Below are 15,598 nucleotides of genomic sequence, written 5' to 3'. Positions count from 1 at the left end.
GACGCCACATGACAACGCGACATCACAAGGGGAAACGGGGACATGAACAGACGCATACGTACGACTCTGACGGCGGCGACGGCCGTGGCGCTGACGGCGGCCCTGGCCGCTCCGGCGCTCGCGGCCGCTCCCGGCAAGGCGCCCGACGGGCATGACGTGACCCGGCAGGCCGTGCGGGCCGTGGTCGCCGAGGGCGTCCCGGGCGTGACCGTGACCGTGCGGCAGGGGCACGGCACCTGGGCCGCCACGGCCGGTGTCGGCAACCTCGAGACGGGCAAGCCGCGTTCGACGCGGGACCACTACCGCGTCGCCAGCATCTCGAAGACGTTCGTCGCGACCGTCGTCCTGCAACTGGAGGCGGAGGGCAAGCTCTCGCTCGACGACACGGTGGAGAAGTGGCTGCCGGGCCTGGTCCGGGGCAACGGCCACGACGGCCGGCAGATCACCCTGCGTCAACTGCTGAACCACACCAGCGGCATCTTCGACTACCTGCGCGATCCCGGGTTCCAGGAGACGTACATGACGGCGGACGGATTCCTGAAGCACCGCTTCGACCAGGCGTCCCCCGAGGAACTGCTCGCCATCGCCATGGCGAACAAGCCGTACTTCACGCCGGGCACGTCGTTCACGTACTCCAACACCAACTACATCCTGGCCGCACGGGTGATCGAGAAGGCCACGGGCAGCGACGACTACGGCGACGAGATCGACCGCCGGATCATCGCCCCGCTGAAGCTGGCCTCCACGTCGGTCCCCTCCCGGGTCACCCTGCCCCGGCCCGGCAGCCGCGCCTACTCCAAGCTGGCCAGGACGGCCACGGGCCCGACGTACGACGTCACGGAGCTGAACCCGCGCCTGGCCTACGGCTCAGGCCAGATGGTCTCCAGCTCGGCCGACCTGAACCGTTTCTACTCGGCGCTGCTCCGGGGCAGGCTGCTCCCGCCCGAGCAGCTGAAGAAGATGAAGACCACGGTCCCCTCCAGCCGCGACACCAGCCGCTACGGTCTGGGGCTCGTCGACCGCAAGCTGAGCTGCGGCGTCCATGTCTGGGGCCACGACGGCGGCATCACCGGCTCCAGGTCGGACGTGGTGGCCACCGAGGACGGCCGGCACTCCCTGGCCGTCAACCTCAACGGGGACTGGTCGGGGAGCACCGCCGGGATCATCGAGGCGGAGTTCTGCGGCAAGTAGAGCGGCGCCGCCCTTCCATTTGGTGAGACACCCGCTCACGTTTCGAGAAGTATGCCGGACCTTCCATACCTCGGCTGCCTGGCTACGAACCCCTGGTGAGGCAGAGCACGCGACAGTCGGCAGTCGAGGGGGTCCCCATGACGGGACAGCAGCTCCAGGAGGCGGTCAAGGGCCTCGTGGAGGAAGCCCGGCCCTGCGCGGCGCCGCCGGATCCAGCGACTTCCGCTGCCGCGGAGCGGTTCGCCGCGCTGCTGGCGGAGGTCGCGCACCTGGACGAGGTGCGTGTCGACAGCGACTTCTTCGAGGATCTCGGTGCCGACTCCCTGGTGATGGCGCACTTCTGCGCGCGGGTGAGGAACCGGCCGGACCTGCCGGCGGTGTCGATGCGCGATGTCTACCGGCATCCGACCGTCGGCGGCCTTGCGGCCGCACTGGTCGACAGCACCCCGCCGCCACGACCCGGATCCGAGGCGCCCAGCCCATCGGGACTGCCCAGGGCGCCGGTACCCGTCCCGGCACCGGCGCCGCCCACCGGCCGCCCGCACCGCGTCCTCTGCGGGGCACTCCAGCTCCTGGCCTTCCTCGGCTATGCCTTCCTCCTCGCGGCCGTCACCGCCCGAGGCTATGAATGGATCTCCGCGCAAACGCACCTGCTCGACGCCTATCTGCGCAGCGTCGTCTTCGGCGCAGCGCTGTTCGTGGTGCTGTGCGCCCTGCCCGTGATCGCCAAATGGGTGCTGATCGGCCGGTTCACACCACGGCGGTTCCGCGTCTGGAGCCTCGCCTACTTCCGGTTCTGGCTGGTCAAGACGCTGATCCGGTCGAGCCCGCTGGTCCTGTTCGTGGGATCGCCGCTCTACCCGCTCTTCCTGAGGGCACTGGGCGCGCGGATCGGCAAGGGGGTGACGATCCTGTCGCGCAGCGCCCCCGTCTGCACCGATCTGCTGACCGTCGGTGACGGCGCGCTCGTCCGCAAGGACGCGCTGCTCAGCGGCTACCACGCGGTCGACGGTGTGATCGAGACAGGCCCGGTCACCCTGGGCCGGGGGGCGGTCGTCAGTGAGGTGACGCTGCTGGACATCGGGACCCGGCTGGGCGACGGATCCCGGCTCGGGCACGCGTCCTCCCTGCAGACGGGCCAGACGGTCCCCGACGGCGAGCACTGGCACGGCTCTCCGGCCCAGCCGGCGGACGGAGCCTTCCCGGAGGTGGAACCCGCCCGGTGCGGCACCGTACGGCGAGCCGTGCACGGCTCTCTGATGCTGCTCACGGCGCTGCTGGTGTATCTGCCGCTCGCGGTGGGCTGCCTGGACGTGCTGCTCTCCCGGATGCTGGAGGGATCCGCCGTGCTGAAGGACGGGGCGACGGTGCTCTACGTCGACCTGCTGGTCGTCACGGTCGTCCTCTTCTTCGGCGGGGTGCTCGCCGCTCTGGTGGTCCTGGCCACCGTCCCCCGGCTGCTGGGCAGGTTCGTCCCGCCCGGCCGGACGTACCCGCTCTTCGGCTTCCGCCACACCGTGCACCGGACGATCGTCCTGATGACCAACAGGAAGTCCCTGACCCGTCTGTTCGGCGACAGCAGCTGCATCGTGCACTACCTGCGATGGATCGGCTATCGGCTCTCCCCGGTGGAGCAGACCGGCTCGAACTTCGGAACCGGGGTCAAGCACGAGAGCCCCTTCCTGAGCAGGATCGGCACCGGGACCATGGTCGCGGACGGGCTGTCCCTGATGAACGCCCAGTACTCGAGCACCTCCTTCCGGCTGTCGCAGACCGCGATCGGGGCGCACAACTTCCTCGGGAACCGCATCGCCTACCCGGTCGGCGGCCGGACCGGCGACAACTGCCTGCTCGGTACCAAGGTGGCGGTCCCCGTCAGCGGGCCGCTCCGGCACGATGTGGGACTTCTCGGCTCGCCCTGCTTCGAGATCCCGCGGTCGGTGGCGCGGGACAGCACCTTCGACGAACTCAAGGACGGGAACGGACTCGGCCGCCGCCTCGCGGCCAAGAACCGGCACAACGCCGTCACCATGGCATGGCACCTGCTCACGACATGGCTGTTCTTCTTCTGCGTCGTCCTGCTCTTCGCGCTCGCCGCGAGCCGGTACCCGGTGTGGGGCACGGCGGTCCTGGCACTCGCCAACGCCGTGGTGCTGCCGTTCACCCTGCTGTACTTCGTCCTCCTCGAACGTGCCGTCACGGCCGTGCGCCCGCCGGAGCCGCTGTTCTGCTCGATCTACGACCGCCGCTTCTGGCGTCGTGAGCGGTACTGGAAGGTCCCCTCCGAGACCTATCTGCACATCCTCGACGGCACGCCGTTCAAGAGCGTCGTATGGCGCCTGCTCGGCGTCCGGATCGGGGCGCGGGTCTTCGACGACGGCTGTGCTGTGACGGAGCGCCCCATGGCCGCCATCGGGGACGACTGCACGCTCAACGCGGGCAGTGTCCTGCAGTGCCACTCGCAGGAGGACGGCACGTTCAAGTCGGACCGCAGCGCGCTCGGCGCCGGCTGCACCCTCGGCGTCGGAGCGTTCGTGCACTACGGCGTGACGGTCGGGGACGGCGCCGTGCTGGCGGCGGACTGCTTCCTCATGAAGGGCGAGACGGTTCCCGAACACACCCGCTGGGCGGGAAACCCGGCCCGCCCGGACCTCGGCGAAAGGGACAGGGGAGGTGCGCGGTGATGGCAGCGACAGCGGCCGAGGCCCGCGTCCCCGCAAGCGACAGCGGCGCCGAAAGCGGCTTCACGGCCGTGCCCCGGTGGGCGAAGGATCCGATGCCCGGAATCGGGGAGCACATCAGCCGTGTCCCCGGCGAGGTGACGGCGGCCCTGCGGTCGAGGGCCCGTGAACTCGGCGTGCCGCTCACCGCGATCCTCCTCGCGGCCCACGCGAAGGTGCTCGCCCTGCTCTCCGGCGACCCCGATGTGCGCAGCGGCCTGCTGGCCCCGGGCCGGACCGCGCCCCTGCCCTTCGAGCTGACGGTCGGGCCCGGCACCTGGCGCCGGCTGGTGCTGGACGCCCGGCGGGCCGAGGCGGCGGCGCTGTCGCCCGGGACCGGCTCGCCGTCCCTCTCCGGCGGCCCCGAGGCGGTGTTCGCCGGGCACGAGGCCGACGTCCGACTGGACGGCGGGGTGCTGCTCGGCATCTCGGCGGGTGAGGAGCGCGGCCGGCTCGCGCTGCGTCTGCGGCACCGGACGGACCTGCTGGACGCGGACTGTGCCGCCCGGATCGGGGGGTACCACCGCGCCGCGCTGGAGGCGATCGCCGCCGACCCCGACGCCCGCCACGACCGGGGCAGTCTGCTGTCCGCGGACGAACTCCGGTTCCAGCTCGACGGGCTGGCGGCGGGACCGCGCCGTGCGCTGCCGGACCGCCGGTTCCACGAACTGTTCGAGGAGCGGGTGCGCCGGCATCCGGACGCCGTCGCCGTGGTGCACCAGGGCCGCGGCCGGACGTACGCGGACCTCAACACCCGGGCCAACCGGGTGGCCCGGGCCCTGCTGGCCGAAGGGCTCGGCCCCGAGGACACGGTCGCCGTGGTGACCGAGCGCGACCTGCACTGGGCGGCCGGCGTGCTCGGCGTCCTCAAGGCCGGCGGCGTGTACCTGCCCGTCGACCCGCATCACCCGCCAGGCCGCATCAACGCGATGCTCACCCGCGCCGACTGCGCGTACGTCCTCACCGCACCGGGCAGCACCACCCGGCTGGACCGGGCGCTCGCGACGCTGCCCGGAACCCGGCGGCTGCTCGTCCCGGACCTCACCGAACGGGCCGCCGACGGAACGGACCCCGGCCTGGACATACCGGCGGACCGGCTCGCGTACGTCTTCTTCACCTCCGGCTCCACCGGAGAGCCGAAGGGCGCGCTGTGCGAGCACGCCGGCCTGCTCAACCATCTGTACGCCAAGATCGACGATCTGGGCATCGGCGAGGGCACCGTGGTGGCGCAGACGGCCTCGCAGTGCTTCGACATCTCGCTGTGGCAGTTGCTCGCCGGGCTGCTGACAGGCGGGCGGACCCTGCTGGTCGAGCAGGACGCCGTCCTCGACGCGGACCGGTTCCTGGACCGGATCGCCGAAGGACGCGTCAACGTCCTGCAAGTGGTGCCGTCCTACCTCGACGTCGTCCTGTCCGCGCTGGAACGCGTCCCCCGGGACCTGCCGGACCTGCGCTGCGTGTCCGTCACCGGCGAGGCGCTGCGCGGGGAGCTGGTCCACCGGTGGTTCACCACCGGGCCCGCCGTACGCCTGGTCAACGCCTACGGGCTGACCGAGACGTCCGACGACACCCACCACGAGGTGATGGACCGGGCGCCCGCCGGCGACCGGATCCCGATCGGGCGGCCCATCGCCAACGTGCGTCAGTACGTCGTCGACGAGAACCTGCTTCCGGTGCCGCTCGGCGCGCCCGGCGCCATCGTCTTCTCCGGGGTGTGCGTCGGACGCGGCTACGTCAACGACGCCGAACGCACCCGGCTCGCCTACCGGGCCGACCCCCACCGCCCGGGCGAACGGCTGTACCGGGGAGGCGACTTCGGCCGCTGGCGGCCCGACGGGAAACTGGAGTTCCTCGGCCGCCGGGACGCGCAGGTCAAGATCCGGGGGTTCCGGGTCGAGATCGGCGAGGTCGAGAACACGCTGCTGCGGGTGCCCGGCGTCACGGACTGCGCGGTCGTGGTGACCGGCGCGGAGGGGCACGGCCGCCAACTGGCCGCCTTCTGCGCGGGCGAGGGCGCGGTGACCGCCGAGGACCTGCGCGAGCGGCTCGCGGACCTGCTCCCCGCGTACATGGTCCCGGCGTCCTTCCACCGGCTGGACCGCCTGCCGCTCACCGCCAACGGCAAGACCGACCGCAAGGCGCTCACGGCGCTCGCCGAGGACCTCGGTCCGGCCCGGGACTCCGGCGGCGCCCCGCGGACACCGGCCGAACGGCGGCTCGCGGCGCGATGGGAGGCCGAACTCGGCCTGCCGCCCGGACGGATCCGCCGGGACGACAACTTCTTCGATCTGGGCGGCACGTCCCTGTCGGCGGTACGGCTCGCGGTCTCGCTGGACCGGGTGATCTCCCCGCGCGACCTCGCCGGCCGCCCCGTACTGGCCGACCTGGCCCGGCTGATCGACACCCGTACGAGAGGCGAGAGGTGAGATCGACATGCTGTCGGCACTCTTCCGCAAGAACAGGGCCACCACGACAGAGGCCCCTGGGAGCCTTCCGGTACTCGACGCGGAGGACATTCAGGATGCCCGGGGCACGCTGCGCGAACTCGTCGCCGAGCACGGGGCGGTCACCGTCCGGGGCCTCGGCCTGCGCACCCCGGCCGACGTCGAGTCGGTCCTCCGCCGGGTGGCCGAGCGCCCCGTGGCCGAACGCGAGGCCTTCGCCGCCCGCGAGCGCCACGCGGACGGCGTCTACTCGTCGTCGGCCTGGCCGCCCACCCAGCCCATGTGCATGCACCATGAACTCAGTTACGCCCTGGAGTGTCCCGGCCTGATGCTGTTCGCGTGCCTGGAGCCGCCCGTCGAAGGCGGTGCCACCGCGGTGGCGGACGCGACCGCCGTGCTGCGGGCGCTGCCGGCCGACCTCGTCGAGCGCTTCGACCGGGAGGGCTGGCTGCTCACCCGGGCCTACAACGAGGGGATCGGCGCGACGCTCGGCCAGTCCTTCGGCACCGACGACCGCGGCGAGGTCGAGGCCTACTGCCGTGCCCACGCGATCGACTGGGCCTGGCAGCCGGACGGTTCGCTGCGGACCTGGCAGCACCGGCCCGCCGTCGTACGGCACCCGGTCTCCGGCCGGAGCTGCTGGTTCAACCAGATCGCGTTCCTGAACGAGTGGACGATGGCACCCGAGGTCAGGGAGTTCCTGATCGACGAGTACGGCCCCGACGGCCTGCCCTTCAACACCCGTTACGGCAACGGCGATCCGGTGCCCCCGGACGTCGTCGAGCAGATCAACAAGACCTATGAGGCCCACACCGTGCGCCGTTCCTGGCAGCGCGGGGACCTGATGCTCGTGGACAACATCCGCACCGCGCACAGCCGGGAGGCCTACCGGGGCCCGCGGGACGTCGTGGTGGCGATGGCCGACCCCGTGCGTCCCGGCCTCCCAGGACCGCAGTCGGGGAGGGAAGCGGCATGACCACCCTGCACACCGTCCCGCAGACCGCCATGGCGGACATGGACACCCCGGTCGTGCCGTCCTTCGCCGTCATCCCCGGGAGCCAGGTCAAGGAGGTGCTCCAGGGCCGGGAGAAGACCGTGGTGGAGGTCGTCGAGGCCACGTACCGTCTGCACGGCACCGGCCGTACGGTCAACCCGCCGTCCTCCTTCCTGCGCTTCCCCGACCGGCCGACGGCACGGATCATCGCCCTGCCCGCCTCCCTCGGCGGCGAGGGCCGGGCGGACGGCCTGAAATGGATCTCCAGCTTCCCGGCCAACGTCGCCTCGGGCATCCCCCGGGCGTCCGCCGTCCTCATCCTCAACGACCCCGTCACGGGCTACCCCTTCGCCTGCATGGAGAGCTCGATCATCAGCGCCGCCAGAACCGCCGCGTCCGCCGCCTCGGCCGCCGACCGGCTCAGCAGGGGACGGCGCCGCCCGGCCCGGCTGGGGTTCGTCGGGGCGGGTCTGATCGCCCGTTACATCCACACCTACCTGGAGGGCACCGGCTGGTCCTTCGACGCCATCGGCGTGCACGACCTGTCCGCCGACAGCGCCGCCGGCTTCCGCACCTACCTGGAGCAGTCCGGGGCCGTCGGACGCGTCACCGTGCACGACAGCGCCGAGGAACTGATCCGCCTCAGCGACCTGATCGTCTTCGCCACGGTCGCCGACCGGCCGCACATCACCGAGCCGTCGTGGTTCCGGCACAACCCGGTGGTGCTGCATGTGTCGCTGCGCGACCTCGCACCCGAGGTGCTGCTCGGCGCCGCCAACATCGTCGACGACATCGACCACTGCCTGCGGGCCGCCACCTCACCGCACCTCACCGAACGCCTCACCGGCAACCGCGACTTCCTGCTCGGCACGCTCGACGACGTGATGGCCGGCCGGGTGACGGTCCCGGCCGGCCGGCCGGTGGTCTTCTCACCGTTCGGCCTGGGCGTGCTGGACCTCGCGGTCGGCGGCTACGTCTACGACGAAGTGGCCCGCTCCGGCGAACTGCGGGTCATCGAGAACTTCTTTCACGAACTGAGCCGGTACGGCTGAGGGCGTAACCCGTCCACCGTCCGGTCCTGTACGAGGAGAACATCGTGCCTGTCATATCCGTACCCCACGCCTTCAACGAGGAGGACCTGTACGTCGACCTCGAGCCGATGACGGGACACCGGCTCTTCCTCAAGTGCGAGGGCTTCAACTTCGCCGGTTCCATCAAGATGAAGGCCGCGACCGAGATGGTGGAGTCCGCCGAGCGCGGCGGAACCCTCAGGCCGGACTCGATCCTGGTCGAGTCCTCCTCCGGCAACCTCGGCGTGGCGCTGAGCATGATCGCCGCGAGCAAGGGCTACCGCTTCGTCTGTGTGACGGACTCCCGGTGCAACCTCGCCACCCGGCTGATGATGGAGGCCCTGGGCAGCCAGGTCCACGTCGTCTCCGACGAGCGCGCCACGGGCGGACTGCTGGGCGCGCGGCTGGCGCATGTGCGCGCTCTGTGCGCCGCCGACGACCGCTATGTGTGGCTGAGTCAGTACACCAACCCCGACAACTGGAAGGCGCACTACTTCCGGACGGCCCCGGCCATCGCCCGCTGGTTCCCGCTCCTGGACGTCCTGTTCATCGGCGTCGGCACCACCGGCACCCTGATGGGCTGCGCCCGCTGGTTCCGCTCCTGGCACCGGCCGGTGCGGATCGTCGCGGTGGACAGCGTCGGCTCCGCCATCTTCGGCGACCCGCCCGGACGGCGGATGATCCCCGGCCTCGGCATGAGCGTCCGGCCCCCGCTGCTCGACGAGAGCTACGTCGACGAGGCGGTGCGCGTCGAGGAGGCCGATGCCATCCGCACCTGCCGGAGCATGGCGCGGCAGGGCTTCCTGTTCGGCGGCTCGACCGGCACGGTCGTCAGCGGGGCGACGAACTGGCTCGCCCGGCACGGAACACCGGGCCTCACGCCCGTCGCGATCGCCCCGGACCTCGGTGAGCGCTATCTCGACACGATCTACCAGAGCAACTGGGTGCAGGCCTTGTACGGGAGCGATTCCATCCCGGACCCCCGCGCGGTGCGAGCGCCCTCCGACTGACCCGCCACGGCGGCCGTGCCATGTGCCTCCTCCCCGCGAGACCCGCGAGACCGGCCCTGCGTCCCGAGCGGCTGACGTCCGCCGCCTGGGCCCGGCCTCCGGAGCCGCCCCGCCCCGGCCGGCCCCGGGTGTGGCTGGCCCGGGTGGAGGACCTCCGAGGCGCCGTGGCCCCGCTCGCCGGCACGCTGCTGGACAGCGCGGAACGGGCACGGGCCGCGGCACTGCACCGGGCGGCGGACCGGGACGGCTACCGGGTCGCCCATGTGTGTCTGCGGCTGCTCCTCGGCGCCTACTTGGGGGTCGAGCCGTCGGACGTGACGTTCGTACGGCGACCCTGCCCGGTCTGCCAGGGCCCGCACGGCCGTCCCGACGTGCCCGGAGTGCCCCTGAGCTTCTCCGTCTCCCGCACCGACGGGCTCTGCCTTCTCGCCTTCGCGGACACGGCGGTCGGCGCGGACATCGAGGGGCTGCCCGACCCGGACGTCGTCGCCTCCCTCACGGCGACGCTGCACCCCCGGGAGGCCGCCGAGCTCGCCGCGTGTCCGCCGCCGGGCCGCCCGGCCGCCTTCGCCCGGGTGTGGACACGCAAGGAGGCGTATCTGAAGGGGCTCGGCACCGGACTCGGACGTGACCTCGGCGCCGACCACCTCGGCGCCTCCGCGCGCGGGCCCCGCCGGATGCCGGGCTGGACGGTCGACGACGTGGCGGTGGGCCCGGGCCACGCGGCCGCCGTCGCGGTGGCCGAGCGGTGACCGTCAGGCGGGGACGGAGATGACGCCGACCGGGTCGGTGGTGGGCTGCCGGGAGCCGCCGGCCGGTTCCACCGTGAGACAGACGGCGGTGGCCCCGCCGAGGCGCCCTTCCAGGACCTCCGCGTGACCCCCACTCGCGGTGGACAGCAGCCCGGCGGGCCGGAGCTGCCCCGATTCGGCGTACCAGAGCTGGTAGACCCGGTCGTCGGTGAGCGGCGGCAGCCCCGACGCGAACACCGCGGACCGGTTCTCCGCCCGGGAGGCGACCACGCTCGCGGTCCCGCCGTGCACGAGGTCCTTGGCGCTGATCGTGGCGTCGGGGGCGGTCAGGACGTCGGCGAGTCGCCGGTACTCGGAGCGCTCCTCGGCGGACTCCTCACGCGCGTTGTCGGCCTCGGAACTCTGCCACCAGGCGATGCCGCCGAGAGCCGCGGCCGCGGCCAGGGACGCCGCCAGCGCCAGCCGGAGACCCCGTTGCCGACGGCGCCGGCGCCGGGACTCCGCCGCGACGGACCGGTCCTGAGGTACGGCCGCGATCCGCTCCAGCACCCGGCGGCGCAGATCCGCCGAGGGCGTGTTCGTCTCGGCCGCCCCCATCCCGACGGCTGCCCCGGACAGCTGATCGACCTCCGCGCGGCAGGGGGCGCAACCGGCCAGGTGCTCCTCGAAGGCGGCTTCCTCGTCGGCCGGCAGCGCGTGCAGCACATACGCGCCGACATCGAGGTGGGGGTCGCCGGTGAGGTTCACGAGCCGGCCTCCATGCAGTCGTGCAGGCGCCGCAGCCCCTGACGCATCCGCGACTTGACGGTGCCGGCCGGCATCGAGAGCGCCTCGGCGACCTCCGCGTACGTCAACCCCTCGTAGTAGGCCAGCACCAGGGGCAGCCGCAGCTCGCGGGCCAGCTGGGTCAGGCAGCGGAAGACCACCCGCTGCTCCTCCCGTGTCTCGACCTCCTCGGCGACGGTGTCGAAGGACCGCTCCTGCTCCCGGACCGCGGCGCGCAGTTCGCGGGCGCGGCCCGCGGCGACGGACCGGACCCGGTCCACCGCGCGGCGGTGCGCGAGGGTGAGCACCCAGTTCCGGGCGGCTCCGCGCGCGGGCCGGAACCGGTCGGCGGTCCGCCACACCTCCACCATCACGTCCTGGGTCACCTCCTCCGCCTGGGCCTTGTCCTTGACCACGCGGCAGGTCAGTCCCAGCACCGTGTGCGCCAAGGCGTCGTACAGTGCGGCGAAGGCCTCTTCGTCACCGTCGGCGGCGCGGATGAGCAGCCGGTTCAGCGCGGGGTCGTCTGCGGCCCCTGCTCGCCCCCCGTTCGTGTCACCTTCCCTCTGAGCTCCGGCTCCTCGGTCCATCGCGCCTCCTCGGCTCAGCTCGACACTGGCCCTGTTCTCCGCGGAGCGCATCCGGTCCAAAGCCGTCCGTCTGACAGATTCACCTGTCTGCCGCAGCAGACGGCCGGCCGGACTCACGCGCGGCGAGGCGGTGCGTCTCCCCCCACTGGTGGTTCGTAGCCGCCGGCCCGGGAGATCAAGATCAGGTGCCGCCGGAGCACGAGGAGGGGCCGCCGGCGAGCCCTACCGGGGCAGCGCCACGACATACGCGGCCGGTTCGCGGTCGGCCGCCGCCATCAGGGCCGTGCGGACCACCGTCGCCTGCTGCTCCACCGAGTCGCGGAGCTTCCTGGGCGTGATGTGAACGACCGTGATGCCGAGCCGCTCCAGGTGCTCGCGCTTGCGGGCGTACTCCGACCACTGCGCCTCGTCGTTGTGCCGGGGCGCCCGGGTGTCCAGCTCCAGGGCCACCGCCTGGTCCGGCCAGTACGCGTCCAGACCGCCGAGGTAGGGGCCGCCGGGCAGGCGCAGGTCCACGTTCCACACCGGGTCGGGCAGGCCGTACTCGCGCACCATCCGGTACAGACGGTCCTCCGCGATCGCCCGGCCCTCGGCCAGCAGGGAATCCACCGCGTCCACCACGTGCGGGCGGCTCAGCAGCCGGGCCTGGTTCAGCTCCCGCACCACCGCGGCCGGCTCGCAGTACCCGCCGCGCACCGCCTCCGTCATCAGCCGGCGCACCACGACGGCGTCCGCGAGGCCCGCCACCGCGTCGGCCAGCGCACGGGCGACCGGCGCGACGGGCAGGCCGGTGACCTGCTCGGGGACCGGCGGCGCGACACCCCGGACGATGCGTGCACAGCCCGTCGAGCGCAGCCGGCGCATCCGCGGGACCAGGACGTCGATCGCGTCCAGGGACGGCAGCGGGGGAGTGGAGGAGAAGCCGTGCAGCGTCAGCGCGGCCAGGCCCGTGATCATCGCCTCGGGGTGGGCGGGGGCGCCGGAGCCGTCCGCGCCCGGCTGGGCGGGAACACCGGTGCCGCGCTCCCGCGCCGCGTACATCAGCACCGCGTGCAGCCGCTCCTCGCTGGTCGGCGGGCCCTGGTGGAGCAGGACGACACCGGGGAGGAGCTGCTGCCAGGGGCCGCCGGGGGCGCACTGCTCGTTCACCTGGGCCGTCGAGACACCGTGGGCGCGGAGCCGCGCGACGGTCATCACCCGGAGCCGGCCGCGGCCGGACAGGTCGTGCAGGGGGCGGGGGGAGAGCGGGGTGTTGTGCGTCATGACCGGCAATTTCCCGTGTCGGACCCGCCTTTTAACCCCTGTTACAGCTCCGTCGACACATACGGACAATCCGGCACTAAAGGACGGATGTTCGGATGCCGAAACCCCCTGGTCCGTTCGGGTGCGGACCAGGGGTTACGGCTGTGATTGCCTGTATTCCGTAACGGTGACGGAACCCCAAATCTCAGGCCAAAGGTGCTAGCTCGCCGCCGCGTCGCACGCCTGCCCCCGCAGAGCCCGCGCCAGATCGTCCCGGGCCTCGAGGACCAGCCGGCGCAGGGCCGGGGCCGCCTCCCGGTGGGACTCCAGCCAGGCGTCCGTGGCGTCGAGGGTCTCCTGGGACTGCTGGAGCGACGGGAACAGGCCCTGCACCACGTGCATGCCGATCTGGATCGACCGCTCGGCCCACACCCGCTCGATCGCCGTGAAGTACTTCGCCGAGTACGGCGCGAGCAGATCCCGCTGCGAGCCCTGGGTGAAGCCCGAGATGGTCGCCTCGACCATGGCGTTGGACAGCGCGTCCGACTCCACGACCTGCGCCCACGCCTGCGCCTTGACCGCCTCCGACGGGCGGGCGGCCAGACAGCGCACCTGGTGGCGCTTGCCGGAGGCGGTGTCGTCCCGGGCCAGCTCCTCGGCCAGCACCTTCTCGTCCACCACCCCGTGCGCGGCCAGCGGCTCCAGGAACACCCACCGCAGCTCCTGGTCCAGGTCGAGGCCCTCGACCGCCACCGCCCCCGTCAGCAGGTCCCGCAGCAGCTCGAAGTCGGCGTCCGCGGCGGCCACCCGGGCGAAGAACCGCGCCCACGCGAGCTGGTGCTCGCTGCCAGGACCGGCCGCGTACAGCTCGCGCCGCGCGCCCTCGGCGAGCAGCCTCCCGGCCTCCTCCCGCCGGCCGGGCGCCGCGTAGTGCGTGACCGCCGACTCGGCCCAGGCGTGCAGCATCTGGAGCACGCCGATCTCGGACTCGCGTCCCGCGAACCGCAGCACCAGGTCCACGAAGTCCCGCGCCGGGAGCAGCGCGTCCCGCGTCATGTTCCACAGCGCCGACCAGCACAGGGCGCGCGCCAGCGGATCGGTCACCGAACCCAGGTGCTCGCGCAGCGTCGCCAGCGAGGTCGCGTCGAAGCGGATCTTGCAGTACGTGAGGTCGTCGTCGTTGACCAGCACCAGATCGGGGGCGTCGGCGCCCGCCAGGTCCGCCACCACCGTCCGCGCGCCGTCGACGTCGGTCTCGGCGCGCGCGTACCGCTCCAGCGTGCCGCCGTCCGTCACCCGGTACAGGCCCACCGCCACCCGGTGCGGCCGCAGTTCCGGATGTGACTCGGCGGCCTCCTGCACCACCGCCAGCTCCTCGACGCGGCCCTCCGCGTCCAACAGCACCTGCGGGGTCAGCGAGTTCACCCCGGCCGTCTGGAGCCAGGACCGTGCCCACGCGCTCATGTCCCGGCCGCTGGTCTCCTCCAGCACCGACAGCAGGTCACCCAGGCGCGTGTTGCCGTACGCGTTCCGCTTGAAGTAGCGCCGGGCGCCCTCGAGGAACGCGTCCTGCCCGACGTACGCCACGAGCTGCTTCAGCACCGACGCGCCCTTGGCGTACGTGATGCCGTCGAAGTTCAGCTTGGCGTCCTGCAGATCGCGGATGTCCGCCGTGACCGGGTGCGTGGAGGGCAGCTGGTCGGCGCGGTAGGCCCACGCCTTGCGGCGGTTGGCGAAGGTGACCCAGCCGTTGACGAAGCGGGTCGCGCCGACCAGCGAGAACGCGCCCATGAAGTCCGCGAAGGACTCCTTCAGCCACAGGTCGTCCCACCACTCCATGGTGACCAGGTCGCCGAACCACATGTGCGCCATCTCGTGCAGGACGACATTGGCCCGGCCCTCGTACGACGCCTGTGTCACCTTCCCGCGGAAGATGAACTCCTCCCGGAACGTCACCAGGCCCGGGTTCTCCATCGCGCCCAGGTTGTACTCGGGCACGAAAGCCTGGTCGTACTTCCCGAACGGGTACGGGTAGTCGAAGTGGTCGTGGAAGAAGTCCAGGCCCTGCTTGGTGACCAGGAAGACGTCGTCCGAGTCGAAGTGGGGCGCGAGACCCTTGCGGCACAGCGCGCCGAGGGGGATCTCCAGCGTCGTGCCGTCCGCGAACGTACGGGAGTAGCTGTCCGTCACATAGTGGTAGGGGCCCGCCACCACGCAGGTGATGTACGTCGAGATCGGCTTGGTCTCGGCGAACCGCCAGACCCCGTCGCCGAGTTCACCGACGCCGTTGCTCCACACCGTCCAGCCCTCCGGCGCCCGTACCTCGAAGCGGAACGGGGCCTTCAGGTCGGGCTGCTCGAAGTTCGCGAAGACCCGGCGGGAGTCGGCCGGCTCGTACTGCGTGTACAGGTACACCTCGCCGTCCTCGGGGTCGACGAAGCGGTGCAGGCCCTCGCCGGTGCGGGAGTAGGCGCACTGGGCGTCGACGACCAGCTCGTTGTCGGCGGCCAGGTCCTCCAGGGTGATCCGGGAGCCGTCGAAGACCTCACCGGGGTCCAGATCACGGCCGTTGAGTGAGACGGCCGTCACATTCGGCGCGATCAGGTCGGCGAAGCTGCTCGCCCCGGGCTCGTTGCAGCGGAAGCGGAGGGTGGTCACCGAGCGGAAGGTGCGGGGCCCGGCGCCGTCGTCCTCGCCGACCGCGGACCGCAGGTCGAGGGACACCTCGTACCCGTCGACGCTCAGCAGGGCGGCCCGCTCCCGGGCCTCGTCGCGGGACAGATTCTCACCGGGCACGGGCGGCACTCCTCATACGTCGTG

Annotated in this window: 11 protein-coding genes; 7 read left to right on the top strand and 4 right to left on the bottom strand. The window is 72.2% G+C overall.

All coding sequences use genetic code 11. The features are described 5' to 3' along the window. Positions 1-42 precede the first annotated feature (42 nt). From ACFT32_RS26385 to ACFT32_RS26355, 7 genes are all read left to right on the top strand, one after another. Complete coding sequence (locus ACFT32_RS26385) at positions 43-1,191, top strand: serine hydrolase domain-containing protein (RefSeq protein WP_382493840.1); 1,149 nt, start codon at positions 43-45, stop codon at positions 1,189-1,191. 137 nt (positions 1,192-1,328) lie between these two features. Continuing rightward, positions 1,329-3,875 carry a Pls/PosA family non-ribosomal peptide synthetase gene (locus ACFT32_RS26380; protein WP_382493837.1) on the top strand — a complete coding sequence of 849 codons (2,547 nt, stop codon included), beginning with the start codon at positions 1,329-1,331 and terminating at the stop codon, positions 3,873-3,875. Then, positions 3,875-6,337, top strand: coding sequence for an amino acid adenylation domain-containing protein (locus tag ACFT32_RS26375; RefSeq protein WP_382493834.1), 2,463 nt, complete (start codon positions 3,875-3,877; stop codon positions 6,335-6,337). The genes ACFT32_RS26380 and ACFT32_RS26375 overlap by 1 nt, the downstream gene beginning before the upstream one ends. A 7-nt stretch (positions 6,338-6,344) precedes the next feature. Further along, a complete protein-coding gene (locus tag ACFT32_RS26370) occupies positions 6,345-7,331 on the top strand; it encodes a TauD/TfdA family dioxygenase (RefSeq protein WP_382493831.1) in 987 nt (328 codons plus the stop codon). Next, a complete protein-coding gene (sbnB, locus tag ACFT32_RS26365; protein ID WP_382493828.1) occupies positions 7,328-8,401 on the top strand; it encodes a 2,3-diaminopropionate biosynthesis protein SbnB in 1,074 nt (357 codons plus the stop codon). Before ACFT32_RS26370 ends, sbnB begins: the two co-directional genes overlap by 4 nt. A gap of 44 nt (positions 8,402-8,445) precedes the next feature. Continuing rightward, on the top strand, positions 8,446-9,429 hold the full coding sequence (sbnA, locus tag ACFT32_RS26360; protein ID WP_382493825.1) for a 2,3-diaminopropionate biosynthesis protein SbnA: 984 nt from the start codon (positions 8,446-8,448) through the stop codon (positions 9,427-9,429). Positions 9,430-9,449: 20 nt separating this feature from the next. Then, positions 9,450-10,181, top strand: coding sequence for a 4'-phosphopantetheinyl transferase family protein (locus ACFT32_RS26355; protein WP_382493822.1), 732 nt, complete (start codon positions 9,450-9,452; stop codon positions 10,179-10,181). 3 nt (positions 10,182-10,184) lie between these two features. Here the strand turns inward: ACFT32_RS26355 and ACFT32_RS26350 are convergent, their stop codons facing one another. The 4 genes from ACFT32_RS26350 to pepN all read right to left on the bottom strand — a co-directional run bounded on the left by ACFT32_RS26350 (position 10,185) and on the right by pepN (position 15,574). Next, positions 10,185-10,928, bottom strand: a complete 744-nt coding sequence (locus ACFT32_RS26350) for an anti-sigma factor domain-containing protein (RefSeq protein WP_382493819.1) — start codon at positions 10,926-10,928, stop codon at positions 10,185-10,187. Beyond that, positions 10,925-11,536 (bottom strand): ECF RNA polymerase sigma factor SigK, encoded by a 612-nt coding sequence (gene sigK, locus ACFT32_RS26345; RefSeq protein ID WP_382493816.1) that lies wholly within the window; start codon positions 11,534-11,536, stop codon positions 10,925-10,927. The genes ACFT32_RS26350 and sigK overlap by 4 nt, the downstream gene beginning before the upstream one ends. Positions 11,537-11,758: 222 nt before the next feature. Next, positions 11,759-12,799, bottom strand: coding sequence for a hypothetical protein (locus ACFT32_RS26340; protein ID WP_382493814.1), 1,041 nt, complete (start codon positions 12,797-12,799; stop codon positions 11,759-11,761). Positions 12,800-12,997: 198 nt separating this feature from the next. Beyond that, the gene (pepN, locus tag ACFT32_RS26335) at positions 12,998-15,574 is read right to left on the bottom strand and encodes an aminopeptidase N (protein WP_382493811.1); all 2,577 of its coding nucleotides are present in this window, start codon (positions 15,572-15,574) and stop codon (positions 12,998-13,000) included. Between the last annotated feature and the right edge of the window lie 24 nt (positions 15,575-15,598).

Origin of the sequence: Streptomyces sp. NPDC057002 (assembly GCF_042673825.1) — a bacterium.
Taxonomy (GTDB): domain Bacteria; phylum Actinomycetota; class Actinomycetes; order Streptomycetales; family Streptomycetaceae; genus Streptomyces.
This window is presented reverse-complemented; position numbering and strand designations above follow the sequence as displayed.

Excerpts from the sequence above, each read along its gene's own strand:
- ACFT32_RS26385 (WP_382493840.1), top strand. The coding sequence starts at position 43 with ATGAACAGACGCATACGTACGACTCTGACGGCGGCGACGGCCGTGGCG.
- ACFT32_RS26380 (WP_382493837.1), top strand. The coding sequence starts at position 1,329 with ATGACGGGACAGCAGCTCCAGGAGGCGGTCAAGGGCCTCGTGGAGGAA.
- ACFT32_RS26375 (WP_382493834.1), top strand. The coding sequence starts at position 3,875 with ATGGCAGCGACAGCGGCCGAGGCCCGCGTCCCCGCAAGCGACAGCGGC.
- ACFT32_RS26370 (WP_382493831.1), top strand. The coding sequence starts at position 6,345 with ATGCTGTCGGCACTCTTCCGCAAGAACAGGGCCACCACGACAGAGGCC.
- sbnB (WP_382493828.1), top strand. The coding sequence starts at position 7,328 with ATGACCACCCTGCACACCGTCCCGCAGACCGCCATGGCGGACATGGAC.
- ACFT32_RS26355 (WP_382493822.1), top strand. The coding sequence starts at position 9,450 with ATGTGCCTCCTCCCCGCGAGACCCGCGAGACCGGCCCTGCGTCCCGAG.
- sigK (WP_382493816.1), bottom strand. The coding sequence starts at position 11,536 with ATGGACCGAGGAGCCGGAGCTCAGAGGGAAGGTGACACGAACGGGGGG.
- ACFT32_RS26340 (WP_382493814.1), bottom strand. The coding sequence starts at position 12,799 with ATGACGCACAACACCCCGCTCTCCCCCCGCCCCCTGCACGACCTGTCC.